A 25,882-nucleotide genomic window follows, 5' to 3' on the forward strand; every position below is an offset into this window, starting at 1 on the left:
GCGCCCCCTCCTCCGCCGCGCATGACGCCGAACGGCGGCCGGGCTATTTCCGCCCGGCGCGATGCAGCCGGATGTTCCGGAGACGCAGCGCATTCAGCACGACCGTCACCGAACTCGCCGCCATCGCGGCGGCTCCGACCACCGGCGAAAGCCGCCAGCCGAGCAGCACGTAGAACGCGCCCGCCGCCAGCGGAATGCCGACCGCGTTGTAGAAGAACGCCCAGAACAGATTTTCCCGGATGATCCGCATCGTGGCCCGGCTCAGCTCGATTGCGGCGGGAACTTCGTCGAGGCCGCTCTGCATCAGGACCACGTCGGCCGACTCCATCGCAACGTCGGTGCCGGAGCCGATCGCGATGCCGACGTCGGCCTGCGCCAGCGCCGGAGCGTCGTTGATCCCGTCGCCGACCATGGCGATGACCTTCGTTCCGTCGGCCTGCAGTTCCCGGATGATGCCGGCCTTGTCGCCCGGCAGGAGCTCGGCCCGGAAGCTTGCAAGATGCAGTTCGTCGGCCATCGCCCGCGCGGCCGGCAGGTTGTCGCCGGTCAGCATGACGGTTTCGATTCCGAGCGCGTTGAGCCGTTCGACCGCATCGGCAGCTCCGGGCTTCAACCGGTCGCCGATGCCGATCACACCGGCGGGACGGCCCTCTTCCGCCGCGTAAACGAGCGAGAGTCCGGCCGGAACGCCGAGCTTTTCAAAGGCGGCCGGATCGATTTCTTCGGTTTTCATAAGCCGGGCGTTGCCGAAGAGCCACCTCTTCCCGGCGATCACGGCCGATACGCCGTAACCGGGGCGGTCCTCAAATTGCCCTGCGGACGGGAGCGGAAGCTTTTCGGCTTCAGCCTTGCGGACGACCGCTTCCGCCAGCGGATGGCTCGAATTCTTTTCCGCCGCAGCAGCGGCCGCAAGCACGCCGCCCTCCGTAAAACCGTCGGCGGCGCGGACCAGATTCACAACCGGTTCGCCGACAGTCAGTGTGCCGGTTTTGTCGAAGACGACCGCGCTGATCTTCCCGGCGTTTTCGAGCACGGCGCCGCTCTTGATCAGGATGCCGGAGCGGGCGCCGCGGCCGATTCCGACGATGATCGCGATCGGTGTGGCGAGCCCGAGCGCACAGGGACAGGCGATGACCAGCACCGCCAGCGCGAATTCAAGCGCCGCCGCGAATCCCGCTCCGGCCAGCAGCCAGGCGAGCAGCGTGACGAGCGCGATCGACAGCACGCACCAGACAAAGTAACCCGAGATGCGGTCCGCGAGGCGGGCGATCGGCGGACGCGACCCCTGCGCATCCTCGACGAGTTTGATGATGCGCGCGAGCGTGGTTTCGTCCCCGACCCGGGTCGCCTGCATGACGATGGAGCCGTTCCGGTTGATCGAGCCGCCGGTCAGCGGATCGCCGGGAACCTTGTCGACCGGCATCGACTCGCCGGAGAGCATCGACTCATCCACCGACGTCGTGCCTTCGACCGTCGTGCCGTCGACCGGAATCCGGGCGCCGGGCTTTACGCGGAGCAGGTCGCCTTTGCGGACGAAGGCGGCCGGAATTTCACGCTCGCGGCCGTCCTCAATCCGGATCGCCGTCTCCGGCGCGAGGCGCATGAGTTCGCGGATCGCGCCCGAAGCCTTGCGGCGCGAGCGTCCCTCGAGATATTTGCCGAGCATGATCAGCGCGACGATCATCCCGGCCGTGTCGAAATAGAGGTGGCCGAACCGGCCTTCGGCGCAGAGCCACAGCGAATAGACGATCGCGGCTCCGGTGCCGGAGGCAATCAGCGAATCCATGTTCGGGCTGCCGCGGAAAAGCGCCCGGAAGCCGCTCGTGTAGAAACGGAATCCGGCGACGACGACCGGCAGCAGCAGCAGGATCTGAATCAGCGCATTCCACTCCGGTTTCAGCGGGAAGAACGGCAGATGCAGCATCTCATACATTGCGACATAGCTCAGCAGCGCCGCAAAGACGATCGCCGCCGTGAAGCGGAAGGTCTCCCGGCGGGCTTCGGCCTCCTCTTCCGGCGCGGCAGTCTGAACCGGGAGCGCCGGAACCGGTTCCGCCCCGAATCCGGCCTTCCTGACCGCATCGGCGACCTGCTCCGGCGTGAGCTCCGGCGCGGCTTCGAGCGTCAGGCGGTTCGCCGCGAAATTCACGTAGACATCGGAGGCGCCCGGCAGCTTTTTCACGGCGCGCTCCACGGCCGCTGCGCACGACGCGCAGTGCATGCCGGTGACGTCGAAACTCAGCTTGCGTTCCGCCGGTACGGCAGCCGTCCCGGCGGGATGCGCCGCCTTCGCCCCGAATCCGGCCTTCCTGACCGCATCGGCGACCTGCTCCGGCGTGAGCTCCGGCGCGGCTTCGAGCGTCAGGCGGTTCGCCGCGAAATTCACGTAGACATCGGAAGCGCCCGGCAGCTTTTTCACAGCGCGCTCCACGGCCGCCGCGCACGACGCGCAGTGCATGCCGGTGACGTCGAAACTCAATTTGCTCATAAAGACTCAGCGCTCCTTGAATTTCTTCGCCGGACAGCTTTTCGAGCAGCTGCCGCAGTTGCACTCGCCCTTACGGAATTTCCGGATCAGCAGATAAAGCGCGCCGAGCGCCAGCAGTCCGACCAGGATTTTGTCCCAATGATGGATGAAGCCGAAATAGAATTCCATGATCATGATCCTCCCTTACGCATTAGCTGTACCTAATTATTATAGTATTTTCCGTTAAAAAATCAAGCGTTCCGGCGGAAAATGCACGGAAAACCCCGGCGGCGGCGGTACAGTTCCGGATCGGCGGCCGGTTTCCGAACACAGTTGAAATCCTGTTTTTTTCCGGTTATTATTCAAAATCGACTTGACATTTTCTGTAAAATGAGTCATAATATTTACAGAAAATAAAAGTAGTTTTACAGCAAAACCAAAAAAAACACCAACAGGTCAAATAAGGAAAACCCGAGATGTCTGTCCGAATCAAAACCATGGCAGGGAGAAAAAACATGAAGGAGATGAACCGGAAAAACGGAGTGCGGCGCCCCTCCCGTTTCACATTGATCGAACTGCTCGTGGTGATTGCGATCATCGCGATTCTCGCGTCGATGCTGCTTCCGTCGCTGCACAAGGCGCGGCTGCGGGCCTACACGTCGAAGTGCAAAGGCAACATGAAGAACCTGGTCTCCGGAATTCAGTTCTACGCCTCGGATTACAAAGATCAGATGCCGTGTCACGGCGGCCGCGCGACGGTGGACGGCGACTACAATTCGACCTGGTGGATGTGGCAGCTCAGGAACCATTACGGCAGCGGGGACAAAATATTCGCCTGTCCCGGTAATGTGGTCCGTCCGGTGACGACCCTCGAAAACTTCGTCCCGGGACTCGGCTGGATCGGAGATTCCCAGCGGATGGATTCCGGCCGGACGAATTATTCGATCAACGGGCTGCTGTCGATGCAGAAAAAGTGGAACCGGAACGGCAACTCCGGCAAGGTCAGTAAATTCGATATTCCGAGCCGAAGCATCATGGTGCTCGAATACCATGTGCCGACCTTCGTCGACGGCACGAAGAAATACAACAGCAGCCTGAGCCGTTACGGCGCGGAGTTCAACCTGCGGGACCACCAGAATACCGGCTCAAATTTCGCGATGGCCGACGGCCACCTCGAAACCCTTTCGTTCGGAGCAAACCCGCGCGGCCTGGTGTTCGCCCCGCTTGAAAGCTGGCTGCGTCCGGTCGAAGACTACTGGCGGCCGCTCTGGATTTCGGGGCCACCGAACTGACACGAATCATTTTTTCAGATAAAATATCGGATGAAGGCTTGACATCCGGCGAAACATAAGTCATAATATTTACAGTAAATTTCAGAAAAAATGTCTGGAGATGGAAATGGCAGTTAGACAACCGGTGACATTGACTCAGGTGGCGGAGGCCGCCGGAGTGTCGATCGCAACCGTGTCCCGGGTTCTGAACCGTCGCGGACAGGTTGACGAGCACACCCGCCGCCGCGTCATGACGTCGGTGGAGAATCTCGGGTATGATGCGAGTTCGATTGCGAGGAAGCGCGAGGCGCGGATCGAGCAGCGCATGTTCAATGTCGAACTTCTGCTCTGCCCGCTGGCCGAACAGAAGAACATGCTGCTCCTCGACTTCATGGCGGAGGCGCTGCGCGGCGTGCAGAGCTTTTTCAGCCGGCACGGCAATGTGCGGATGAATATCTGCACATGGGAGCCGGACGAGATCATGCACCACGAGGAAAACGAGATGATTTTCAACCGCCTGGTCAATGCGGACGGCGTGCTGGTGATCGGCAATCCGGCCAGCGAAATCATCGACCGGCTGGTGGAGGCCGGCGTCATGCCGGTGCTGATTTCGACCGACCGGCAGGATATCCCGCTGAACTCGGTCTGCTTCGACGATTTCGCCGGCGGCGTGATGGCGGCCCGGCATCTGGTGGAGTGCGGTTTCCGGAGGATCGGATTTCTCTGCGGCTCCGACAAAGCCCGTTCGTTCCTGCGCCGCCGCAGCGGCGTGATGGTCCAGACGATCGATTCGCTCGGATTCGAGAACTTCGAGAGCCGCACCCCGAAAACCTCCGACGACAGCGAGGTCGCGGTCTGTTTCCGCGAATGGCTCGAATCGGGGCACTGTCCGGAGGCGATCATCACTTCGCACGCGAGCGCGGCGGCGGTGGTCTGCCGGGAGCTGAAGTCGTGCGGACTCTCCTGCCCCGAGGATTACAGCATCATCACATTCGACGATACGATAGACAATGTTTTCGGACTCGAAATCACGCACCTGCACATCTATCCGCGCGAGCTCGGAATCAAATCGGCCCAGCGCATTTACCAGATGATGAGTTCGAGCGGCAAGGATGACCGCCCCTATAAAATCGTGCTCCCGCTTGAGTTGACGATGGGGAATTCCGTGAAATGCCGGGCGAAATGATCCGGCGCAGCATAACGATGAATGCGTGATGCAGACGAAACAATACGGCCCGATATGGAAAAAACGCGGTCGGCTCCGTATAAAGGAAAAAATCGGCAGTGGGAGAAATGGAAAAGCGTCGCGGCCGGAGGCCGGGAAATCGGATCTCTTTTCATTGCGTCAAATCGCAGTCGGTATTCTTTAGAGTCGCACCCGACCTATTCATCATTATGTGACGGAGGAAGCCATGAAGAAAAATGCCGCCTTTACACTGATCGAACTCCTGGTGGTGATCGCGATCATCGCAGTTCTCGCCTCGATGCTGCTGCCGGCGCTGCAGAAGGCGCGGACATCCGCCCATGTGACCAAGTGCAAGAGCAACATGAAGCAGATGGCGCAGGGACTGATTCTCTATACCGGCGACTTCAACGACCAGTTTCCGACTCACAAGGGACTGCCGGCGCCGACGGATAAAGAGCAGGGAGACGGCATCAAATACCAGTCGACCTACTGGATGCACTATTCGATCGAACGCTACGGTTTCGGGGAAAAGATCTTCGCCTGCCCGTACAACGGCCACAATCCGGTCAGCGACAATACCGACGGCTGGCGCCTCGGCCTCGGCCTCGGCAAATTGAAGGACTGGTGCATGACCGACAACAGCAGGACCTTCTATTCGATGAACGGCCGGCTGCTCATGCACGTGGACCAGTGGAAAAAACCAAATGCGGGCGGGAAGGTCTCGCGCTGCGACGCCCCCTCCAAAACCGTGGCGGTGCTGGAGTACGGGACGCCGACCTGCATCGACGGCGTGTCGAACCTGAAAAACACGTCGTCGCGGATTGCGACGTCCGAAAATTCGATCCGCGACCACTTCGGCGCCTCAAGCAATTTCGCGATGGTCGACGGTCACGTCGAAGGGCTCGGCTATATGCAGAACCCGAACCGGATCCACCTGGTTCCGCGCCGCGACCTGCTGGTCCCGACCGACTGGTACTGGGGAACGGTCTGGCAGCTGGCGCTTTAAGACGGATATCCGATCAGGATTTGCCTGACATGCAAAAACGTTCATAAGGGAGGAAACACGATATGAGCTGGAAGGAGCTGACGCTCTGCGCCGCCATCTTCGCCGGGACGTTCGGCCACGCCGCCGAACAGGCGAAAATCAAGGCCGGAGACGATTACACGCTGGAGTTTGCGAAAGACAAACTGTTCATCCAGGACAGTCAGAATCGCCGCAGAATGCTGATCGGGAAACTGTTCTACACCTGGACGCCGCAAGCCGCGACGCCCGCCTCCGCCGAGGTCGTCGACGACAATACGATGAAGATCGACTATGCGGTCTCGGTGCCGGACGACCCGAAAAAGACGCCGGAACAGAATGCGAAGGCGAAGGCCGACGCCGAAGGCATCACGCTTTCGGCGCTCTGCACGACCGGCGACAACCGCGTGAAGATCGTCTACACGCTCGTCTCCCCGAAGGTCAGGCCGGACGGCATGATGATGGAGATTCTCGGGCAGGACGGCACGGCCAAGAAGCCGAATTACGAGGCGACGGTCTGGAAGGTCCGCCCCTTCGGCGGCCGGCTCTCTCCGGCAAAAGGCGGCACCTTCCGCCCGTTTGCGAACGGGAACGAAACCTTCTGGCTCAGGCTGCCCGGCAATGCGGGCTGGAGCAGCGGCTGGGCCGAACACGGCGGCTTCCGGAAGAACGGCGACGGCACCTATACGTCGGAACTCGATTTCATCATCACGCCCTCCGACTTCTCCGGCGCCGACGTCGCGGCGGTTTTCCGCAACGACCCGGTTTCGATGAGCTTCACGGAAAACGAACTCGTCATCCGCAACCTCGGCTACAAGGCGGTCAGGGACGCCGAACTGTCGCTGGACGGCAAAGACCGGACCGTCTCGTTCGAGCCCGGCGAAGTAAAAAAATTCGCATTTGAACCCGGCGGCTCCGCCGTTTCCGCAACCCTGAAAATCGGCGAAAAGGTCTACGCCGCCGCTCAGAACCCAAAGAAATAATCCGGCTTCATGATGAAAAAATTTCTGCTGTTCGCTGCCGCCCTGCTCGGGGCGGCCGGGGTCTTTGCGGCCCCTGAATCCCAAATCGTCTATCCGGAATACGCGGTGCTCGCTTCCGGCGGGGACATAATCGTCCGCGACTATGAGGGAACCCCCGTCCTGAAGATCGGCAAGCTCGACTTCGCGTGGTCTTCCCCCGTCGCGGTTCCGGTCAGGGTCGAGCAGACCGCGAAGGACACGTTCAAAATCGTCTACCGCATCGACCGGGACGACTCCGGCAAGGTCGCCCTCGAAGGTACGCTCAGGGCGCTGCCGGACGGCCATATCCGGCTCGACTGGCGGCTCGACGCGCCGAAGCCGGTCAAAACCGGCGGCATCATGCTCGAACTCCTGCCGCTGAAGGGGACGGAGAAGTCGGCGAAGGTCTACAAGTCCGGACTCTGGACCCGTCATGAGCACGGCGGCATTCCGTTCGAAGTGCGCGACGGCTATTTCCGGAGCTTCCGGAACGAAAATACCGCGCTCTGGCTGCTGCTCGGCGGCAACGCGAACTATTCGAACGGCTGGTCCGAGCATCCGGGCTTCACGAAGAAGGAAGACGGAAAGTTCACGGCTTCGCTCGAATTCCTGGTCTGCGCGCCGGAACTGGAGGATTACGAGGCGGTTGCGCTTTTCCACAAGCGCCCGCTCGGGCTGCGGCTCTCGACGGAGAAGCCGTTCAACCTCTGGGAATCGGGCTCTCCGGAGCTGAAAGTCCAGGTGTCGAATCCGTACAACCGCCCGAAACAGGGCGTGGCGTTCGAGATTATCGGGCGCGACTTCGACGGAAAAACCGTGTTGAAAGAGTCCAAGCAGCTCATGCTGAAGCCGTTCGAAACGAAGGAACTCACGTTCCGGCTGCCGGAAGCGGAGCGGACGATCTATTTCGTCGAGGCGAAGGCCGTCATTCCGGGGGAGAAGGAGATTTTCAGCCGCACGAATCTGGCGATCCTGCCGCCGCACGAGTATCGGCATCGGCGGGAGAGCAAATTCGCATTGTCGGCCTACTTCATGATCCCGTCCGAGAAGGATGTGTATGCGCTGATGCAGCGCATGGGGGTCCGGATTCTTCGTCACGGCGACAACCGCGTGACCGGACAGTACGGGATTCTGGCGCTCGACCATGCAGGCATCGGCCCGGACGACTCCCCGGCGCAGGCGGCGAAACGGATCGGCGAGATGGTCAGACGCGCCGCGGAACGGCGGAATCCGGAGATCGAATTCTGCAACGAGTGGAACATGAGCGCAAAAAGCGCCGAAGAGAAGCGGCGCCGCGCCAGACGTTACGTCGAACTCCTGCGGGAGCTCAAAAAGGTACGTGACGAACACGATCCGGAGCTCAAAATCATCGGCATGGGTATGGCCGGAGCCGACACGGCGTTCCTGAAGCTCATGGCCGAAAACGGCGCAGTTCCGCTGATGGACGGCGGAGTGGCGATGCATCCCGGCCGCGGCAACATGACGCCGGATTATGAGGGCGACGGCTGGACCTACCTCGGCGCGATCCGCCGCTGGCGCAAGGCGATGGATGAACTCGGCATCAAGACGATGCATCTTTCGGAGGTCTACGCCGCCACCTGTCCGAACGACTCCTGGAAGGATTCGTACCGGCATGCGGCGGAGAACGTGATCCTGACCTACGCGATCGGCCTGGCGGAAGGAGCGGAGTCGATCCAGTTCTACCAGCTCCACGATTCGGTCTGGCACGACCTCGGCGGCGTGAACCACAAGGACAGCGAATACCACTACGGGCTGCTGATGCGGGACGGCACGGTCAAGCCGTCGCTGCTCGCCTACGCGGCCGTCGCCGAAGCGCTGGACGGCGCGAAGTTCGTCAAATACCTCGATTTCGGCGGCAAGGTACGCGGCATCGGCTTTTCGACGCCGCGCGGGCCGCTCGCATTCGTCTACGACCGCACCGACGGATTTTTCCTGACCGAGCGGACGAAGGAGTTCGCCGGCACCGAGCCGTGGGTCGACACCTGGAAGAGCCGCCGGAAGGCGGTCTTCGACGCGGCCGGCGACACCGTCACGGTCATCGACCCGATCGGCCGCGCGAAGACGGTCCGGGCGGTCAACGGCAAAGTGACACTCGAGCTTTCCGGCGCCCCGCTCATGGTTTACGGAATCAGATTTTAAGGAGAATCGACTTATGAAACTACGACTGACCCTGGCCGCGCTGGCGGCGGCCTCGGCGGCATTCGCGCTCGATCCGCTCGAAAAGGCCGACGCCTGCTCGACGCAGCTTTCGCCGGAGCTCGTTCCTGCGGAGGGCTATTTCCCGATCGGCGTTCTCGGCGACCACCGTTTCCGGCTGCTGCCGTTTGCGGGGCTGAATCTCTGCGAAACCTCGCACTGCTGTTACGAATTCAAGGACGGCAAACCGTGCGCCTACCGGAAGGCCGGGAATGGAAAGGGGCTCTTCTTCTTCAACGTCTGGGCCGCGCACACGGTCTACAACTCATCGGAAACGAAGCACTACGGGACGATCAAGCGCCCGGTCAGCGACTCCGGCAGGGAATACGGCCGCCAGATGATCCGCTACTTCGACCCGGCCACCCGCCAGTACGTGCTCGACGCCGCCGCCGCGACGGTCGACTCCGTCATGAAGCAGGGAGACCGCGGCAGCGTCTTCATCTGGGGGATCGACAACGAATGGGAGCCGCCGCTCGACTATTCGGAGGAGGCCGTAACGGCGTTCCGCGCATTTCTCGAAAAGGCGTATGGCGGCGACCTTTCGAAACTGAACCGCGCCTGGGGCGAAACGTACAAGGCGTTTGCCGACGCGCAGCCGCCGAAGGTCGCCGAATACACCCTGAAGCCCGGCGCGTGGCTCGACTGGCGCCGGTTTCAGGAGGAGGCTTACGCCGATTTCATCCGCGACTACTTCAAGGCGATTCAGGAACGAGACCCGGACCATCGCGCCGTCGTCACCAAATCGACGCAGTGCACGATCGAGATGCAGTCGGTCGTCCGCAACCGTGCGCTGAACCACGAAATTCTCGCCGACCGCACCCGTGATCTCAGCAAGGGATGGTACGGCATCGACCAGTACGGCCACGGCGACCGCAACACCTACGAGATGAACTATCTTTACCACTGCATCCTGCCGAACGACCCGGCGGAGCGCAAGTTCCGTTACGGCGTATTTTCCGGCGAGGCGAACAATCACGCCGGTCCCGGCTGGCAGTTCGCGCAGAGCTACTGGCGGCTGCCGTCGAACGGCTACAAAGGCGGCAACTTTTTCGTGCTCGGATACTTCGGCGCAAAGAACGACTATTCGACCTTCGGGCTCACGGCTCCGGACGGCGTGCGCCGCAGCCGCTTCCACTACCTGACGCGCTATGCGGCGATGATCCACCGCTCCGAACCGTTCTGGGCGAAGGCCGAACCGGCCGCCGGCGTGCCGCGCATCGCAATGCTGATGCCGCAGCGCGACATTCTGCTTGCGAACGACACCGGCGTCAGCCGCTGGGATTATTCGACCAACAACCGTCTTTCGGTCTACAGCCATCTGCGCAACGCCGGCTACTGGGTCGATGTAATTCCGTACGGAAAGCTCAATCCGGCTTTCCTGAAGCAGTACGGCGCGCTGTTCCTGGTCGGCGCCGAACACCTGAGTCCGAAGGAATGCGCCGACATCGAAGCATTCGTGCAGGCCGGCGGCAAACTCTATTCCGACATGCGCGCCGGCAGTTTCGATGAACACCATCTCGAAGCTCGCGGGCTGGAAAAGGTGCTCGGGCTCCGGCACAAGGGCGTCTATACCGGCATCGAGGTTTCGCCGGACGACGTCTGGTACAACACCGAATACGGCAACGTGATCCGCGGCGACGGCAAAATCCTGTATGAGACGACGACCGGGAAGCTGCTGAATGCGGAGGATCTGTTCCACAACGCGAAGGCCGCCCAGGTGGTCGGCAACGATTACGGCAAAGGGAAATCGTTCTGGTTCACCACCCGCCTCGGCGCGCTGCGCCCCGAATCGGTCGAACCGATGGTGGTGTCGAACTTCTTCGGCGGCTGGCTGAAGCGGGGCGGAGTGAAACCGGCCTATGCGCATTCGACCGCCGGCGGAGACCGGCTCCGGGTCGAGCAGCCGCAGATGACGGCGGACGGCAACCTCGCAATCGCCGTCGCCGGCGCGACCCGCTTTGCACTTCCGGCCGGAACGCTGACCGTCGCGCTGCCCGCCGCCGCGAAATTCACGCACGCCTTCTGGGCTCCGGCCGAAAGCGCGCTGCTCGAGAAGGTCGCGTTCACCCGCACGGCCGACGGCGCGGCGTTCGCGCTGCCGGAGGTAAAGACCGCCGGAATCCTCTACTGCTTCACGACGCCGGAACCGCTGCTCGGCATTGCGGTCCTGAATCCGCGGCATGCCGCGAAGTCCGACCCGGCGACGCCGGAGCTTGTCCCGGGCGAAACGGTGAAGGTGAAAGTGCAGCTGGCGAACCCGGGGACGACCGAACTTGCGGCGGGCGCCGTGACGCTTCGCGCGCCGGCGGACTGGAAGGCGGAACCGGCGAAGTTCGACACTGCCGCCCTGAAGCCGGGCGAACTGCGCGAATTCACCTTTCAGGTCACGATTCCGGAGTCGAGCGCCCATTTCCGCCCGAATTTCGTCTATCCGCTGGTGGCGGAGTTTACGGCCGGGGGAGCGCGCACGGGGGTGATTCATCAGTCGGTCGGCATGCGGCTCGACCCGAAGAAGTTCGACCACCTGCTTTCGGACAACGCCACGGACGGCCGCTTTCCGCGCGATTTCGCGATCCGGACCGGAGCCGAATATATCTACAACTTCCCGGAGGAACTGCCGGACGGACAATATGTCAAGGACCCGAGCTCGAACAAAACGCCGGGCCGCTCCGGAAACGGGCTGACCGACGGGCTCGACTGGTGGAGCCGCCGCGTCACCTTTGCGATGCCGGAGGCGGAGGTCGTGTTCGACCTGAAGTCGGCATATGAGGTCACCGCCGTCAATCTGCGAAAAGGCGCACCCGCTTTTCCGAACGGCATTGAAGTCGAAGTCAGTGAGGACGGAAAGAGTTTCCGGACAGTTGCGAAAGCGCCGAAGCCCGATTGGGACGAGGGCGGCTGGACAATGGTGAAAACGGAACCGGCGAAAGGCCGTTACGTTCTCGTCCGGATCAAGTACCCGACCGCGAAGGGCGGCTATCTCGACGAGCTGGAGATCTACGGCCGCCCGCTGAAATAACCGCCCCCCCGACACGCCAGACGTCACCCGGCATCAGGCAGCACGGCAAACGAAGCGCCACTGAATGTTTCAATGGCGCTTCGTGCTTTCCTGCGACTCCTGCTGACCGGCCCTGAAAACCCGGCAGCGAGACCGGGCCCCCTTCCTGATGCGATTTGAAAAACAACGCATCATGTACGAGCGCAAGAAAAAAGCAAAAAAAATTTTAACCGGTATTGCTTTTTATGCAGAAATATGTCATAATATAGTAAAGTCTAGTTTACTATATAAATAAAACATAACAGTGGAAACAGATTATGATAAAGCTTTCGGAAGAAAATCCGGTCATGGCCGGCAGCAGTGCGCATACGGTACTGCGCCTGTTCTACGAGAACGGCCCGGCATCTCAGATGGAGATCGCCCGGAAACTGAGGATCACCAAAGCCGCCAGCAATCAGCATTTCTCACGGCTGATCGAGGAAAATTACATCACGGAGTCCGCCGTTCAGCCGAATCCGCGCGGCCGGCCGTCACAGGTGTGGCAAATTGATTCCGCACGTAACTTTTTTCTCGGCCTTACCGTGGAAGACGGTGCGCTGGGAGCGGTTCTGACGGATTTCAGCGAGAACGTCCTGATTCGCGCCAATCGTCATCTCCACGATCGTGCCGATCAGACCGCACTGCTGAAACTGCTGGATGATCTGCTGAAAACCATTCTGAACAAGATCTCCAAACTCGGCGGACGGCTGCTGCAGTGCTTTGCGGCAATCCCGGGAATGATCGATCAGGAAGGGCTTATCACCAACTGTCCCAATTTCCACGCTCTTGACGGACTGAATCTCGATCAACTGCTGGCCGAACGCTACAGCATTCCGGTTTTCAGCGATGCCTGCAGCAATGCCTATATCGCGGCGGAGTGCCGCAATATCAGCCAGGATTCAACCATCATGATCCTCAACTGGTCCGACGGGATCGGCCTTTCCGTCATCTGCAACGGAGTTCCCCTTCAATGGCCGGCCGTCAATGTCAAACGATTTCGCGGTCTCTGGGATTTCAGCCATATCCGCATCGTCAAAGAGGGGCGTCTCTGCCATTGCGGTAAAAGGGGATGCCTGGAGGCTTATTACGGCGGAAATGCGCTGGTGGAGCTGAATCCGGAACTTCATGTATCTTCCGCTGAAGAACTGGCGAATGCCGTCATCAACGACGCCGCCGGAGCGCGCCGGGTCGTCTCCGAAGCAGCGGCCGCGCTGGCGGAACAGTTGTATTGGGTCATCGAACTCTTCGGAATCGACACCGTCATTTTCTCCGGGACTCTGGCTTCCGCATTTGAATATTACCATCGCGCCTTCTGTGATCGGTTGAAAAGTTTCTACACGGACGAGGAATTTGCCGTCTTCTCCATTCGACAGGGAGACCCTTCTCCGGAGAATATTCAATTAGGCGCGGCTTTAGTGGCCAAAAATTTCTTCTTTTATCCGCAGCGGCTGCGCAATTCGCGCGGAATCTGGAATAAAACCGGTAAATTGAATCCTCTGTCCAAATGAAAGAAGATGATGCAGCAACATCCCCAATCCATAAATCGTTGAAGTATCATGAGTGAGAGCTGAGGCTGTGAAATTCCGGATGCGTCCGGAGTGAAAACAGCCAGGTACGATATCATAATTGAAATCAAGCACATTACCGAAAGGAAAACGGCTCATGCAAAGGAAATCTTTCACCTTGGTAGAGTTACTGGTCGTGATTGCGATTATCGCCATTCTCGCTTCCATGCTGCTGCCCGCACTGAATAAATCACGTGCCGCCGGCCACGCGTCCAAATGCCTCAGCAATATGAAGCAACTCGGACACGGTTACAGTATGTATGCGCTGGACAATCGGGATTTCGTGCTCCCGACCCGTAATGCGCCGGCCGCATTCGACCAGATGCGTCTTTGGACCAATGCCATTCTGGAAGGAAATTTTCTCCCCAATAAGCTTGATGCGGATTACACACCGCCGGGAGTGTATCTATCCAAAAATCTTCTGCTCTGTCCATCGAGTAACTTCGACACGATGGAAGGAAATAACTATATGTGGAGTCCTGATTACGGTTATAACGATGCGGTCATGCGCGACTGCCCGGGAATGTTTGGAGAAAGCGCCTGGCACAGCGCACGAATCAATACCGCAGGCAATCCGGGGAGAAAGGTGATGTTCATCGACGCCGTCAATACCGGCACCCCCGATAATCACCGGGGGTGCTGGATCTTCCGCCCGGGAGACATTTCCGCGGCAAATGAACGACCGGACATCCGGCATAACGGGGCAGCCAACGCGCTGTTTCTTGACGGGCATGTCGCCGCACTGCGTCCCGCCACCCCCGGCCAGCCTTATTCCGGACAACTCGATCCGGACGAATATCCCGATGAACTTACAAAATGGAAATAGCAGGCGGCTCAATGAGAAAAAAGTCATTTTGGAGGCTATGCCTGCCGGCCGCCTGCCTCATGGCGGCGGCACTCCGGGCTGACGTTCTTCCCGAACTGCATCCGCATGCCGTGCGTGCCGCTGCCGACGGCACTTTTACCATCGACTCTGCGAGCCTTCCCGGGGGCTGGTCGCGGCTGTATGCCGATCTCCCCGGGAAATTGGAACCCGGCAAACGGTATACAGCTACCGCTCAAATCGACCTGAAGGAACTGGGAGATGATTCCCGGCTGCTCTTTCTGATCCGCCCGGCCGCCGCACCTGACCACACCGCCGACATCGTTTCCCGGGAATACTCCCGCCCGGGCGAATATCGCTTCAAAGCGGAATTTACCGTACCGGGAAACATCCGGGATTACACATTCCAGATTCATGTCCGTAATAAAGTGAAAGCCGTCTTGTCCGATGTGCGGGTTGTCGCCGGAAATCCGGATGACGTGCGAATCGATGCCGCGGCCGGAAACACCGGCGATTTTGTCCTGCCGCCTCTGCCGACCGGTTCGCCGGAATTCAAAATCAACCTGCCGGTTCCGTCCGGAAAGGTTATCGACGCCGCAGCATTCGGAGTCTCCGAAAGCAATGACGACAATACCGCGCAGTTGAACGCAGCCATAAGGGCGGCAGCCGAACAGGAAGCGGATTTGCGACTCTCTCCGGGAAAATACTTTTTCCGGAGCGACCGCCCGGTTTCCTTCTCCGGCTTGAAAAATTTCCAGTTCGACGGCGGCGGTTCCATACTGGTCTTCCATAAAAAGCACAACTCCCTGCTGACCATCGACCGCTGCCGCACCGTCGCCTTTCGCAATTTCTCCATCGACTGGGATTGGGATGCTGCACCGCTGGCCAGTTATGTCCGGCTGGTGAATGCCCATCCGGAAGGAGCCTACATCGATTTTGAATTCATCGACTATAAGGAGTTTCCGGTAAAAAAGATCCGTGTCGCCGACATAGACTCCGTCGACCCGGAAACCATGTCCGTTGGAGTAGAGGGCGGCGTCAACCGTTATTACGAATTCAGTCCGGGGCAGAAGTCCCCGGAGTCGGAATGGCTCGGCCCCAACCTGCTTCGCTTCCATGTCCGCACGCCGGAACTGGCCGCCGACTGGCTCGACCGCGCCGCCCGGCGGGAACTTTTCCGGATGCGTCATTACGTGTACGACATGATCGGGGTGGATATGCATGACAACACCCATCTGACACTCGAAAACGTCAATGTCTATTCCGCTCCGGCCCATGCGTTCGGAGTCGGCGGGCATCAGTCTTACTGGCAATTTCTCAACACCAACGTCATCCGTCCCCCCTACGCGCCCCGGCGCCCCATCACCTGCAGCGCCGACCATCTTCATATTTCGCAGTCCAACGGTTACTTCAAAATGATCGGCTGTGATTTTTCCTTCGGCGGCGACGACTGCCTCAATGTGCATGACTGCTCCGGCTTCGCACTGCGTCGGGATGACCATACGCTCAAGCCCTGCATGCAGGACTGGTATTTTCAACTCTTCAAGGCCGGAGACCGGATTGAGCTGCGCAATGACGATTTCTCCCCGACCGGTTATATCGCCGAACTCAGGAGCAACAACGGGACGGAATTCATCTTCGACCGGCCTCTGCCGCAGCCGACAGGACAGGGCTTCGTCATGTTCAATCACAGCTACGACAGCAGCAATGTAATCATCCGGAACAACAAATTCCACAATAACCGCGCCCGCGCCCTGCTGCTGCTCGGCCGGAACATCACGGTCGAAAACAACGAATTTTTTCATCAGCAGCAGGCTGCCGTCGAAATCTCCACCGGCTTCACGACCGATGCGTGGAGCGAAGGGTACGGTGTGGATAACGTGGTCGTCAGGAACAACACATTTTCCGGGCAGAACGGGCTGGAAGCCTCAACAGGAGGCCGGGTCCGGGACTTCTGGATCGGCGGTTATAACCGCTGGGACCCGCTGGACAGCACCTATCCGATCCTGACCAACATCCTGATTGAGGGGAATCGCTTCGAAAATCCGACCGGCCTGGCCCTCTATGCCGCCAATGCCCGGAACGTCATATTCCGCGGCAACACCATTCTCGCGCCGCGGACGAAGCAGCGGAACCTGCCGTACAGAGGGAGCATTTACGCCTGGAATGCCTCCAATGTGTTCATTCTCGACAATGTGTTTATCCGTTCCTCCGGCGCCAAAACTTATTTCATCGAGTATGATTCTTCCAACAGCTCCGGCATCTTCGTCCGCAGAAATCGTGTTATTACCCCGAACTGACAAGTTTAAAGACGTGTCCCGCCGCTTTCCTGCCGGGGAAGCGGCTTTTTCATGGCACGTTAATTATACAATTGAATAATTAAAATCATCAAAAACGAAATCCAAGCTCAAATATCGATTCAGAAACGAACTTATCTGTATTTTTTTCCAATTTTTTTTGGGTTCGGCTCTTGACTTCCGGGAGGATTTATGTCATAATATTATACAAATGATTAAAAAACGGAGTTTATCCCATGCGGAACACGACTAAAATACAGGAATTCATAGAAACGCTCTCCGCGCTGATCCAGGCCGGTGCGCCGGGCTTTCTCGACCGGCTGCCGAGCCGCCGCGAACTGGCCGCCCAATACGGCATCTCGCCCGCCTCGGTCCAGATTGCGCTGCAGGAACTCGAAAAACGCGGACTCGTGACGAATTATCCGCAGAAGGGCAGCCGGGTCAATCCGCGCCCGGGCTGCGCGGTTGCGGCCGCAACCGCGCGGGAGGAGGTCATCGAGGTCACGGTGTTCGAAAATCTGCCGCACCAGACCGGCTTCTGGCTCGAACGTTTCCGCTCATTCGAGCAGAAGAATCCGTCCTGCCGGATTCGGGCGCGGTTCTGCGACTCCGGGTCGTCCGCAATTCCGGCCGGCACCCGGGCGGCGCTCCGCCTGCCCCGGCTGGCCAAGCGGCCCCCCGCGGTCCCGCTGAACGAAATCTTCGGGAACGACCGGCTCGATGCCGTCCGGAGGGAAGCGCTCGAACAGTTCGCCGACTGGGATTGGAGTCTCTGTCTGCCGTATCAGGTCCAGATGCACGCATTCGTCTACCGCGGCTCCGACCGGAATCCGCTGGTTCCGGCCGAGGGCGAAACGGTTGCGGCCTGGCTTGAACGGGTCCGTGCCGCACTCGGCAGACGGAGTCTGCTGCCGCCACGCAACGACTGGCTCGCCGCCGCCTGCGGCGTCGTCGACGCGGTCGGCCGCACGCCCGCCGGAATCGAAACGAGCGAAGAGCTTTACAACTATTTCAATGCGCTCGCGTTCTATGCGCGGCAAGATCTGATCAACCATGAGATTTCGCCGGAGGAACCGCACGCGCCGCTGCTGCAAAGCGGCCGGCTCTCCGGGCTCATCGACTTCACGCACCACTGGAACAGCTTCCGGCTGCTCGAACCCGGAAACGGGTTTCAGATCGCCCCCCTGCCCTATGCGGCCGGAGCAACCAACGGCGTATTCATCGCCCGCGCCGCCCTGTTCGGCACGGCGACGGTCAGCGCGGCCGAACGGAGGTTCTTCGAATATCTCGTCTCCGCCGAATTCCAGCTTGCGCAGATGGATGCGCTGATGGGTCTTTCGCCGTTCGCGGGACAGCTTGAGACGGAGCTTCTCCGCGCCCCGAAACTCGCGGCGCTGATCCGCCAGTACCGCCGCCAGCCGTTCCGGCGCTGCACAGAGGCGGCCTGGACGGAGCTCGGCGACCTCCTGATCGATCCGGTCCTGCTGCCGCTGATCGCGGGGGAAATCTCCACGGAAGAGGGCATCCGCACCGCAGCCCCGATCATCGAACGTTTTCACCGCGCCCGGAATATGGCCCGGAAACATCACCTGCGCGACTTCCTGCGCGAAGTCGTCTGAACGCAGCACACAACCGAATCAGACCCAAATGCAGAGAATACACTTCTCAAAGACCCCATATTGTCTCAGGAACAGAAAGGAATCCACCATGAAAGTCCCGAAACCGTTCACACTGATTGAACTCCTCGTCGTCATCGCGATCATCGCGATTCTCGCCTCGATGCTGCTGCCCGCACTGAACCAGGCGCGGACGCGGGCCAAATCGACCGCCTGCATGAACAACCTCAAGCAGATCGGCGTGGCCCTGCTGAACTACGATACCGGCGAATGGTTTCCGCCGCGCAAGGACTCCAAAACGGAGTGGTTCTCGTGGGAGGAAAACATCGTCACTGCGGCCGGCGGCGACGGGCGGCACGACAAACGTTTCTCCACCTCGGTCAAATACCTCGCCTGCCCGCTCGACCCGCTGCCGCCCGCCGGCGGGAAGAAGACCAAGCTCAGCTATGCGTTCAACAACGGACGCAGCGCCGAAAACGTCCTGACCACCGGAAATTTGCCCATCCCGAACGATCAGGCGTTCCGGCTGGACAGGGTCAAAATCAATTCGCCCGAACTGGCCGCTTCCAACCAGCGCGGCAATGCCGTACTGCTGGCCGACCGGTATCAGGACGGCGGCGCCTCCCAGAACCAGTACAGCGCCGGGCCGACCGCCGCATGGTGGGATTTCAAGCCCGAGAACGGCCACCCCGGCCAGGGCGGCGGACGCAATGCGCTGATGTCGGGGCTGAACGTCAAGGCGATCCCGTCCGCGGTATTCTTCACGGAGTCGCTGAAGCGCAACCTCTTCGACTGGCAGATCGGATATTGATCAGATGATTTTCCATACCATCCGCCTCACGCTCGGACTGCTCCTGTTCTCCGGCGCCGCAGCAGCGGCGGCCACAATCGAATGCGTGAATGCCGACCCGTCCGGCGCTGCCGCATTCGCGGCCGGAGCCGGGCGCGCAAAGCTCTCCGCCGCCCGAAGCACCGGGCTCGACCGGCTGCCGAAAATCCTCGTCTGGCAGGCCGACGCCGCCGGAACGCAGCTCGACCAGCCGCGGCTCGAGGCGATCGCGGAGCACGTCCGGCGCGGCAATGCGCTGCTGATCACGCTCGGGCGCACGCCCGGCAGCGCGGCGTTCCGCTTCACGCCGCTCTCCCCGAGTTCCGCCTGGCAGAGCCTGATGCAGCTCGGCCATCGCGGCAATGCGGAACCCGGCATCGGAACCGGAGAATACGACCGCGCGTTTTTCCGGAAAGCTCCCGTGTTCCGCACCGGTTACCGCTGGCGGCTGCGCCCGGTCCACGCGGCGGAACGCGGCGAAACCCGCCTCGAATGCCTTGAACGCGACATTCCGTACCTGAAACTTCCGCGCAAGCCGGGCGAGGCGTTCCACAGCCGCCCGCTGCTGAACCGGAACTGGAAAACGCGGCTCAGGGCCGACGACCCTGCCGGAGAATCATTGCTCATCACCGGGCAGTACGGTGCCGGGCGCGTCGCGCTCTTCGCCTCGGAACTCAATTCCGGCACGCCGGAATTCTGGGCCGACGTCCTCCGTTATCTGGCCGGAGCCGAACCGGCCGGAGCCGAAGCGCCCGCGATCGCCGGAGTCGAATTCACCGTCGACCGCGACAAGCGCGCGCTCCTGATTTCAGCCGCCAATCCCGGAAAGAACGCGCTGGCTCTGCCGGTCGTGGTCCGTCCCTCCGGCTGGGACGGCACACTGCTCGATGACCTCGGCGGAACCCTGCATCTGCCGCCGGGCGGCCGGGGAACACTGCCGCTGCCGCTGCCGGCTCCCGGGCCGCTTTCGCCGCAGCTGCTCGACGCATGCGACGCACTCCAGCTTCGGGCCGCCATCCTCACGCCCGCCGGAGACGCCATCCTGGCCGAAACCCGGCTCCCGGCCGATTTCACGCCGGAATTTTCCATACGGCTCTCAGCCGACGAACTCGGCGAAAAGCGGCGGACGCTGCCGGGGCCGGGACCGGAGCAGCTCCGCATGGAATACCGCGGCGGTTTCCGGGTCTCCAATTACGCCTACCGTCCGGGTGAAACGGCGAAACTGACGCTCGAACTCAATCGCAACTTCCGCAATCTCGCCCCGCTGGCCATTTGCTCCGGCCGCATGCTGAACGACCGCGCGTCATCCGGCATGGAGCCGCGCGACATGATCCGCGATTCGGCGGTCTGGCGCGGGCGCAAGGGCGAAACCAGCCGCGTGACCTTCCGCTTCCCCGAGCCGGTCCGGTTGAGCCGCATCGTCCTTTCCGGCGCCCATGAGCGGCGCAAAGAGCTGCTGAATACACCCGGCGCCCTCACGCTGCGCGCCGACGGCCGCGAGGTGTACCGGAACGACCGGCTCGACGCCGCCTTCCGCCGCCTGCGTGCCGAGCTCGACTTCAAGCCGGCCGAAGCGAAAGAGTGGGTGCTCGAATTTCCGTGGCGCGAAAGCGGCCGCAGGGAGCTCCGGCGCGTCGAACCGGCGCTCACCGAAATCGAACTGTACGGCGCCGAAACTCCCATTCCGGCCGGAGCGCGGAGCGTGGACCTCACGCTCCGGCTGCTCGCGCCGGGAAACGCCCCCGTCATCATCGCGTCTCTGCCGGGACTGACGGCCGCGCCGGGCGGACAGCTCCGCCGGGAATTCGCGGTCCGGCTCCCGGAGCTGCCCGCGCACGGCATCGCACCGTGCCGGATCGAAGCGGTGGACGGCTCCGGCACGGTCGTCGCGGCGCTGCCGCTGCTCGTGATCGACCCGGCCGCACCGCTGCGGAACGTCCTCGAAGCCCGCCCGGTCCGCGACACCTTCCGGGTGCAGGCGATCGTGACCCGCGGCGTGCGCTCCTACTTCGCGCTCGGCACCGGTTCGCGCGACACCCGGGGAAACTGGGGGGAGCCAGAAGACAAGGTCTACTGCTATGCGAACCGGCTCAAGCAGGTCAGCCGCAACGGCTCGATCGCGCCCGAGAAGCTGTTTCTCACCGAAAACGACTTCAGCCACTACGCGAATCCGTGGGGATGTTTTCCGAACGGACAACGCTTCTTCGAGGCAGCCGCGCCGAGCCTCGTCGCGCTGAATCGCGGCACTCCGGCATGGGAAAAGGCGAAAACCGTCGATATCTCGAACGGCGACCGCTGGGATACCGGCCCGTCGCTGAATTCAATGTATTCGATGCAGGAGATCGTCGAATTCGACCGTCACCTGCGCCGTACCGGCCGCCGGGGACTGACCGGCCGGACCCGCCGGGAGCTGCTGAAGGAGATCGAACGCTTTCACAGCCACCCGTTCGCGCGGCGGCAGCTCGACAACTACCTTGCGTCGTTCCGCAGCCTGCGTTCCGCCGTCGAGGGAGAAGGCAAGCGGATGGTCATGAATGCACAGGGCATCCCGCTCCTGCCGCCGGAAGCCGCGGCCGAGATCGGCGAATGTCTCTCCGGCATGTCCGACGACGACACCTGGGGCGCGCTTCAGGAGGACTTCGCCCTGACGGCCGGACGGCAGATGATCCACCAGGCCTTCAATCCGGAGTGGCGGCTTCAGGCCAATTTCGTCTGGGGCTGGGACAACACGCTGCTGAACAATCCGCACTGGTACGGGCCTGCGGGAACGACCGAAAGCTCCCGCCGCCACCAGCTGGTCCGCGGCTGGCGCGGCACGCTGCGCTCCGACGGCAGTTACGGCTCGATGCACACTTACGGCTACGGCATGAACGGTTACAACTCCTATGTCCAGACCGCGAACGACTGGCAGCAGAACTGGAACGCAGCCGAACGCCAGAGCCTGATCGGTCCGGACGGAGCGGTCGGCTTCGCGCTGATCGTCGGAACCGACTTTCTGAGCAATCCGGACAAAACCATCTTTTCGGGCGGCGGCATGGGCGACAGCCGCGAAGCGGATGAGCTGGTCCGCAAACTCGCCGGAGTGATCGGCAAACTGCACAACGCCGGGCTCAGCATCCCGTGCGCAGCAAATACGGCGAACCTCGCAAAGTCGGGCGAAAGGCTGCCGCTGATCCTGCCGATGCCGTCAACGCTGAACGACGGTGAACTCGCTTCGGTCGCCGGCCGGGTCAAAGACGGAGACATGCTGATCGTCTTCACCGAACGCAGGCCGCTGCCGCCGCTGCTCGCTCCGCTGTTCCCGGACGGAGCCGGAGACGGCCGGGTCTCCGCCGGCAGGCACGGCATCGCCGTCGGCATCCGCCCGGAGGAGCTGACCGAAGAACTCGCCGGGGAAATCGTGCGTGCCGCCTACCGCGATCCGCGCTGCCGTCTGCGCTATCCGGCCGGAAGCGCCGGATACGGCTTCACCTCGGCCGGAAAAACATTCCTCACGGTCGAGGACCTGGCCGAATCCGCCCGCCGGGTTGAACTGCGGGTCCGGAAATCCCCCGGCGCGCGAAGCGCCGCGGCGACCGGGCTGAACGACCACCTGCCGTTCGCCGTCCGTCAGGAAAACGACGAATGGATCATCGAAGTGCCGCTCCGCAACGGAGACGGGGAACTCGTCATGCTGGAGGAACTGCCGTGAAATACCTGTCGAAACTTCTGCTCGCCGCCATTCTGTGTCCGGCCGTATTCGCCGCACCGGAGCGTTCGCTTGCAATCACCGCCGCGAAAAACGCGCCGCCGGAAGTCCGGACGGCCTTCGAACGCATCGCCGCGGCGGCCGGAAGCCATCCGCTCCTGAAGGTACTGTCGGAGGGAAAAAACGTCGAAAGCGGCCATTTCAACGAAGCCTTCGCCGCCGGCGACCCGGAGCGGCTCGCGTACCGCCACCTCGTCGTCATCGGGGAACCGGACGACCCGCTCGTCAGGCGGATTCTGCAGCACGAGGCGCGGTTCGAAAACGGCGCCGTCTACGCCTTCGGCTTCGGCCGTTTTTCCGGGAATCTCGGCTGGATCGAGAGCGGCCCGAACCCGTTCCTGCACAGCCGCTATATCGACCGGCCGCCGTTTGAAACCGAACTGGTGCTGATCACCGGCACGACGCCGGCCGGAATCGCGGCCGCGGCCGAACGGTTCCTCGATTCGGGCCTCGTCAACGGGCTCGTCGCGGCCGGACGCGTCGAACGCCTCGAAACGACGCTGCTCGACCGCGAACCGCTCGTGCACAGGATCGCGCTGCCCGGCTTCGTGCCGCAAAGCGCCGCCGGCTGGACGCGGATCGGCGTCACCGACTGTTCCGCCGAACCCGGACGCGGCCTCCTCGAACACACAGGCAGCGAACCGCTGCGGGTCTGCGCGGTCAAATACCACCGGCCCGGCGCCTGGGACGGGGCCGGAGCCGAACACGCCATCGGAAATTACCTCGCCGGACTGCACCGGGCCGCTTACGGCAACACGCTGCTCGTGGCGGAATTCGCAACCCCGGAACAGGCCGGAACGGCCGCCGTAAAGCTCAATCGCGAAAAGCGGATCGAAACGAGCCGCAAAAACGACGGGAAAAATCCCGAGAAACCGCCCGTCAACTGCTTCAGCCGCGGCCGTTACCTGCTGATGAGCACCCTGCCGGAATCGTTCAACCGGGAGATCGCAGAATGAAAATACGCCTTCTGTTTCTCCTGTTCGCCGCGCTTGTTCCGGCCGGGCTGCCGGCGGCCGCGCCCGCGCCGCCGGAGACCGGTGTACCGTTCCGGGCCGGAGCGATCGAAATCGACGGCAGGCCGGACGACCCGGGCTGGAAGGCGGCGGCCGTTCTCAAGCTCGACCGCCCTCCCCTCGGAGAACCGGCGGCAGCGCCGGTTCCCTTCACTGAAATCCGGCTCGCCTACGATGAAACGACGCTTTACGTCGCCTTCGTCTGCCGGGACGACGACATCCGGCCGGCCGCGGGCCCGGACGGGCTGCTGCACACCGGAGACGTGGCGGAACTCTTCATCGACGGAACCGGCGACCGCCGCCGGTTCTTCGAGCTCCAGTTCAACCCGGCCGGACTTCTCCGCGGCACGGAGCACTTTTTCACCGGAACGGAGCTCCGGCTCGATGCAGACGGCCTCTGGACCGAATGGGACAAGGTCGGGGAACGGCAGGATTGCATTCTTTCCGGGCTCCGCCACGCCGCCGGCATGCTCCGCGACGGGGAAGGCCGGGTCTGCGGCTGGTTCGTCGAAGCGGCGCTTCCGGCCGAGGAACTGCTGCGCCGCACGGGACGCGGCAGTTTCGAAGCGGGGAAACGCCTCCTCGCCAACTTCGTCCGTTACGACTACGCCGCGGGAAAAGCGGAGCCGGATATGGTTTTCTGGTCCGCAACCGTCTCCGGCCGCCCGCACCGTTCGCCGGGGCGTTTCGGAACGCTTCTGCTGCTGCCGCGCTGACACGAATCCGGCCCCGCGTGCCGCAACTGCGTTTTTTCCGCACAAAATCCGAATTTTTCGCGGTTTCCGCTCCGGGAGCTGTGGACAAACCGCCGTTTTCGTGTTATGTTAGGCGTAACCACAGGAATTGATATGAGCAACCCCGACGAAGAACTCGATCTGTTCAGCTTTGCCGAAGCGCAGGAGGCCGAAAAGACGGCGGAGGAACCCGCCGCAGCGCCGGCTGTTCCCGCCGCCGGAGCCGAAGAGACGCCTCCGGCAGCCGATCCGGAGAGCGGACTCACGTTCCCGGCGCGCGTACCTCCGCCGAAAGCGCTGACCCGCAGCGATTTCCAGCAGCTTTGCGTCGGTTTTCTCGCATCGCTTGCGCCGCATGCCGTCGCCACCTCGGTCCCGGTCCGCCGGTTCAAATACAAGGTCAACGCCGCCGGGTTCTGGCGCGGGGAAAACGCGCGCAGCAAGGATGTGGTGAAAACCGCCGTCGTGGTTCTCTTCGATCAGGTGGACAACTGTTTCTGCGAATGCGTCGACCAGCAGGCCCTGCTCGGCGAAATCCACTCGCTGCGCGGCGAAAAGGAGCGGCTCGAAGCCGAAATCCGGGAGAACGAGCCGGAACTCGCTTCGACCGACGATCTCTTCAGCGAACTGCGGAGCTGGGATTATGCGTCGAGCCGGAATCCGGCATACCGCAAGCTCCGCGCCAGGCTCGAAAAACTCCAGCACACGCTGCATCAGGGCAGCCGCCTCGAACGCATCCGCCGGGCCGGGGCCGCCGATCTCTGTTATCTGGCCGTTCCGACCGGACTCATCGCGCCGGATGAGATCGAAGCCGGCTGGGGAATCGTCTATCTGAACGCGGACCGCAGCTTCACGCTCGTGCGCGAAGCCGAATTGCAAACCGGCGTCGAACCGTGCAATCGCCAGTTCCTCGCGCAGAACATCGCGGTTGCCGCGACGACGGCGGTTCTGTTCATGGCCGGCGTGGATCGCCGCGGCAAAAGCGTCCGCTTCCGCCGTTTTCCGCGCAAGCGCCAGGTTCAGTAGCTCCTTCTTCCGCCTTCCGTCCGGGAAACCG

Annotated in this window: 17 protein-coding genes; 15 read left to right on the forward strand and 2 right to left on the reverse strand. The window is 61.8% G+C overall.

All coding sequences use genetic code 11. From position 1 onward, the window contains the following. Positions 1-43 precede the first annotated feature (43 nt). A complete protein-coding gene (locus FYJ85_RS03490) occupies positions 44-2,488 on the reverse strand; it encodes a heavy metal translocating P-type ATPase (protein ID WP_154416998.1) in 2,445 nt (814 codons plus the stop codon). Between the two features lie 6 nt (positions 2,489-2,494). Then, positions 2,495-2,656 (reverse strand): FeoB-associated Cys-rich membrane protein, encoded by a 162-nt coding sequence (locus FYJ85_RS03495; RefSeq protein ID WP_106055782.1) that lies wholly within the window; start codon positions 2,654-2,656, stop codon positions 2,495-2,497. 326 nt (positions 2,657-2,982) lie between these two features. Between FYJ85_RS03495 and FYJ85_RS03500 the strand changes: the two genes are divergently transcribed. The 15 genes from FYJ85_RS03500 to FYJ85_RS03570 all read left to right on the forward strand — a co-directional run bounded on the left by FYJ85_RS03500 (position 2,983) and on the right by FYJ85_RS03570 (position 25,851). After that, entirely contained in the window at positions 2,983-3,759 is a 777-nt protein-coding gene (locus tag FYJ85_RS03500; protein WP_106055781.1) for a type II secretion system protein, read from the forward strand. A gap of 106 nt (positions 3,760-3,865) precedes the next feature. Further along, on the forward strand, positions 3,866-4,924 hold the full coding sequence (locus FYJ85_RS03505) for a LacI family DNA-binding transcriptional regulator (protein ID WP_158704220.1): 1,059 nt from the start codon (positions 3,866-3,868) through the stop codon (positions 4,922-4,924). A gap of 226 nt (positions 4,925-5,150) precedes the next feature. Continuing rightward, on the forward strand, positions 5,151-5,930 hold the full coding sequence (locus tag FYJ85_RS24165) for a type II secretion system protein (protein ID WP_154416999.1): 780 nt from the start codon (positions 5,151-5,153) through the stop codon (positions 5,928-5,930). Between the two features lie 62 nt (positions 5,931-5,992). Next, entirely contained in the window at positions 5,993-6,928 is a 936-nt protein-coding gene (locus tag FYJ85_RS03515) for a hypothetical protein (RefSeq protein WP_106054781.1), read from the forward strand. Positions 6,929-6,937: 9 nt separating this feature from the next. Further along, the gene (locus FYJ85_RS03520; protein WP_154417000.1) at positions 6,938-9,106 is read left to right on the forward strand and encodes a hypothetical protein; all 2,169 of its coding nucleotides are present in this window, start codon (positions 6,938-6,940) and stop codon (positions 9,104-9,106) included. Between the two features lie 13 nt (positions 9,107-9,119). Continuing rightward, positions 9,120-12,182, forward strand: a complete 3,063-nt coding sequence (locus FYJ85_RS03525; RefSeq protein WP_154417001.1) for a beta-galactosidase — start codon at positions 9,120-9,122, stop codon at positions 12,180-12,182. A gap of 296 nt (positions 12,183-12,478) precedes the next feature. Further along, a complete protein-coding gene (locus tag FYJ85_RS03530) occupies positions 12,479-13,708 on the forward strand; it encodes an ROK family transcriptional regulator (protein ID WP_154417002.1) in 1,230 nt (409 codons plus the stop codon). A 154-nt stretch (positions 13,709-13,862) separates the two neighbouring features. Next, positions 13,863-14,591 carry a prepilin-type N-terminal cleavage/methylation domain-containing protein gene (locus tag FYJ85_RS22925; protein ID WP_177982850.1) on the forward strand — a complete coding sequence of 243 codons (729 nt, stop codon included), beginning with the start codon at positions 13,863-13,865 and terminating at the stop codon, positions 14,589-14,591. Between the two features lie 11 nt (positions 14,592-14,602). After that, the gene (locus FYJ85_RS03540; protein WP_206212950.1) at positions 14,603-16,888 is read left to right on the forward strand and encodes a right-handed parallel beta-helix repeat-containing protein; all 2,286 of its coding nucleotides are present in this window, start codon (positions 14,603-14,605) and stop codon (positions 16,886-16,888) included. Positions 16,889-17,121: 233 nt separating this feature from the next. Beyond that, positions 17,122-18,504, forward strand: coding sequence for a GntR family transcriptional regulator (locus tag FYJ85_RS03545; RefSeq protein WP_154417004.1), 1,383 nt, complete (start codon positions 17,122-17,124; stop codon positions 18,502-18,504). A gap of 88 nt (positions 18,505-18,592) precedes the next feature. Then, positions 18,593-19,312 (forward strand): type II secretion system protein, encoded by a 720-nt coding sequence (locus FYJ85_RS03550; RefSeq protein WP_154417005.1) that lies wholly within the window; start codon positions 18,593-18,595, stop codon positions 19,310-19,312. Positions 19,313-19,316: 4 nt separating this feature from the next. After that, complete coding sequence (locus FYJ85_RS03555; protein WP_154417006.1) at positions 19,317-23,021, forward strand: hypothetical protein; 3,705 nt, start codon at positions 19,317-19,319, stop codon at positions 23,019-23,021. Continuing rightward, positions 23,018-24,034, forward strand: coding sequence for a hypothetical protein (locus tag FYJ85_RS03560; RefSeq protein WP_154417007.1), 1,017 nt, complete (start codon positions 23,018-23,020; stop codon positions 24,032-24,034). Before FYJ85_RS03555 ends, FYJ85_RS03560 begins: the two co-directional genes overlap by 4 nt. Further along, entirely contained in the window at positions 24,031-24,807 is a 777-nt protein-coding gene (locus FYJ85_RS03565) for a carbohydrate-binding family 9-like protein (RefSeq protein ID WP_154417008.1), read from the forward strand. Before FYJ85_RS03560 ends, FYJ85_RS03565 begins: the two co-directional genes overlap by 4 nt. Before the next feature lie 132 nt (positions 24,808-24,939). Next, on the forward strand, positions 24,940-25,851 hold the full coding sequence (locus tag FYJ85_RS03570) for a hypothetical protein (RefSeq protein WP_154417009.1): 912 nt from the start codon (positions 24,940-24,942) through the stop codon (positions 25,849-25,851). Positions 25,852-25,882: the final 31 nt, after the last annotated feature.

The organism is Victivallis lenta (assembly GCF_009695545.1).
Classification (GTDB): Bacteria; Verrucomicrobiota; Lentisphaeria; order Victivallales; family Victivallaceae; genus Victivallis; species Victivallis lenta.

Excerpts from the sequence above, each read along its gene's own strand:
- FYJ85_RS03490 (WP_154416998.1), bottom strand. The coding sequence starts at position 2,488 with ATGAGCAAATTGAGTTTCGACGTCACCGGCATGCACTGCGCGTCGTGC.
- FYJ85_RS03495 (WP_106055782.1), bottom strand. The coding sequence starts at position 2,656 with ATGGAATTCTATTTCGGCTTCATCCATCATTGGGACAAAATCCTGGTC.
- FYJ85_RS03500 (WP_106055781.1), top strand. The coding sequence starts at position 2,983 with ATGAAGGAGATGAACCGGAAAAACGGAGTGCGGCGCCCCTCCCGTTTC.
- FYJ85_RS03505 (WP_158704220.1), top strand. The coding sequence starts at position 3,866 with ATGGCAGTTAGACAACCGGTGACATTGACTCAGGTGGCGGAGGCCGCC.
- FYJ85_RS24165 (WP_154416999.1), top strand. The coding sequence starts at position 5,151 with ATGAAGAAAAATGCCGCCTTTACACTGATCGAACTCCTGGTGGTGATC.
- FYJ85_RS03515 (WP_106054781.1), top strand. The coding sequence starts at position 5,993 with ATGAGCTGGAAGGAGCTGACGCTCTGCGCCGCCATCTTCGCCGGGACG.
- FYJ85_RS03520 (WP_154417000.1), top strand. The coding sequence starts at position 6,938 with ATGATGAAAAAATTTCTGCTGTTCGCTGCCGCCCTGCTCGGGGCGGCC.
- FYJ85_RS03525 (WP_154417001.1), top strand. The coding sequence starts at position 9,120 with ATGAAACTACGACTGACCCTGGCCGCGCTGGCGGCGGCCTCGGCGGCA.
- FYJ85_RS03530 (WP_154417002.1), top strand. The coding sequence starts at position 12,479 with ATGATAAAGCTTTCGGAAGAAAATCCGGTCATGGCCGGCAGCAGTGCG.
- FYJ85_RS22925 (WP_177982850.1), top strand. The coding sequence starts at position 13,863 with ATGCAAAGGAAATCTTTCACCTTGGTAGAGTTACTGGTCGTGATTGCG.
- FYJ85_RS03540 (WP_206212950.1), top strand. The coding sequence starts at position 14,603 with ATGAGAAAAAAGTCATTTTGGAGGCTATGCCTGCCGGCCGCCTGCCTC.
- FYJ85_RS03545 (WP_154417004.1), top strand. The coding sequence starts at position 17,122 with ATGCGGAACACGACTAAAATACAGGAATTCATAGAAACGCTCTCCGCG.
- FYJ85_RS03550 (WP_154417005.1), top strand. The coding sequence starts at position 18,593 with ATGAAAGTCCCGAAACCGTTCACACTGATTGAACTCCTCGTCGTCATC.
- FYJ85_RS03555 (WP_154417006.1), top strand. The coding sequence starts at position 19,317 with ATGATTTTCCATACCATCCGCCTCACGCTCGGACTGCTCCTGTTCTCC.
- FYJ85_RS03565 (WP_154417008.1), top strand. The coding sequence starts at position 24,031 with ATGAAAATACGCCTTCTGTTTCTCCTGTTCGCCGCGCTTGTTCCGGCC.
- FYJ85_RS03570 (WP_154417009.1), top strand. The coding sequence starts at position 24,940 with ATGAGCAACCCCGACGAAGAACTCGATCTGTTCAGCTTTGCCGAAGCG.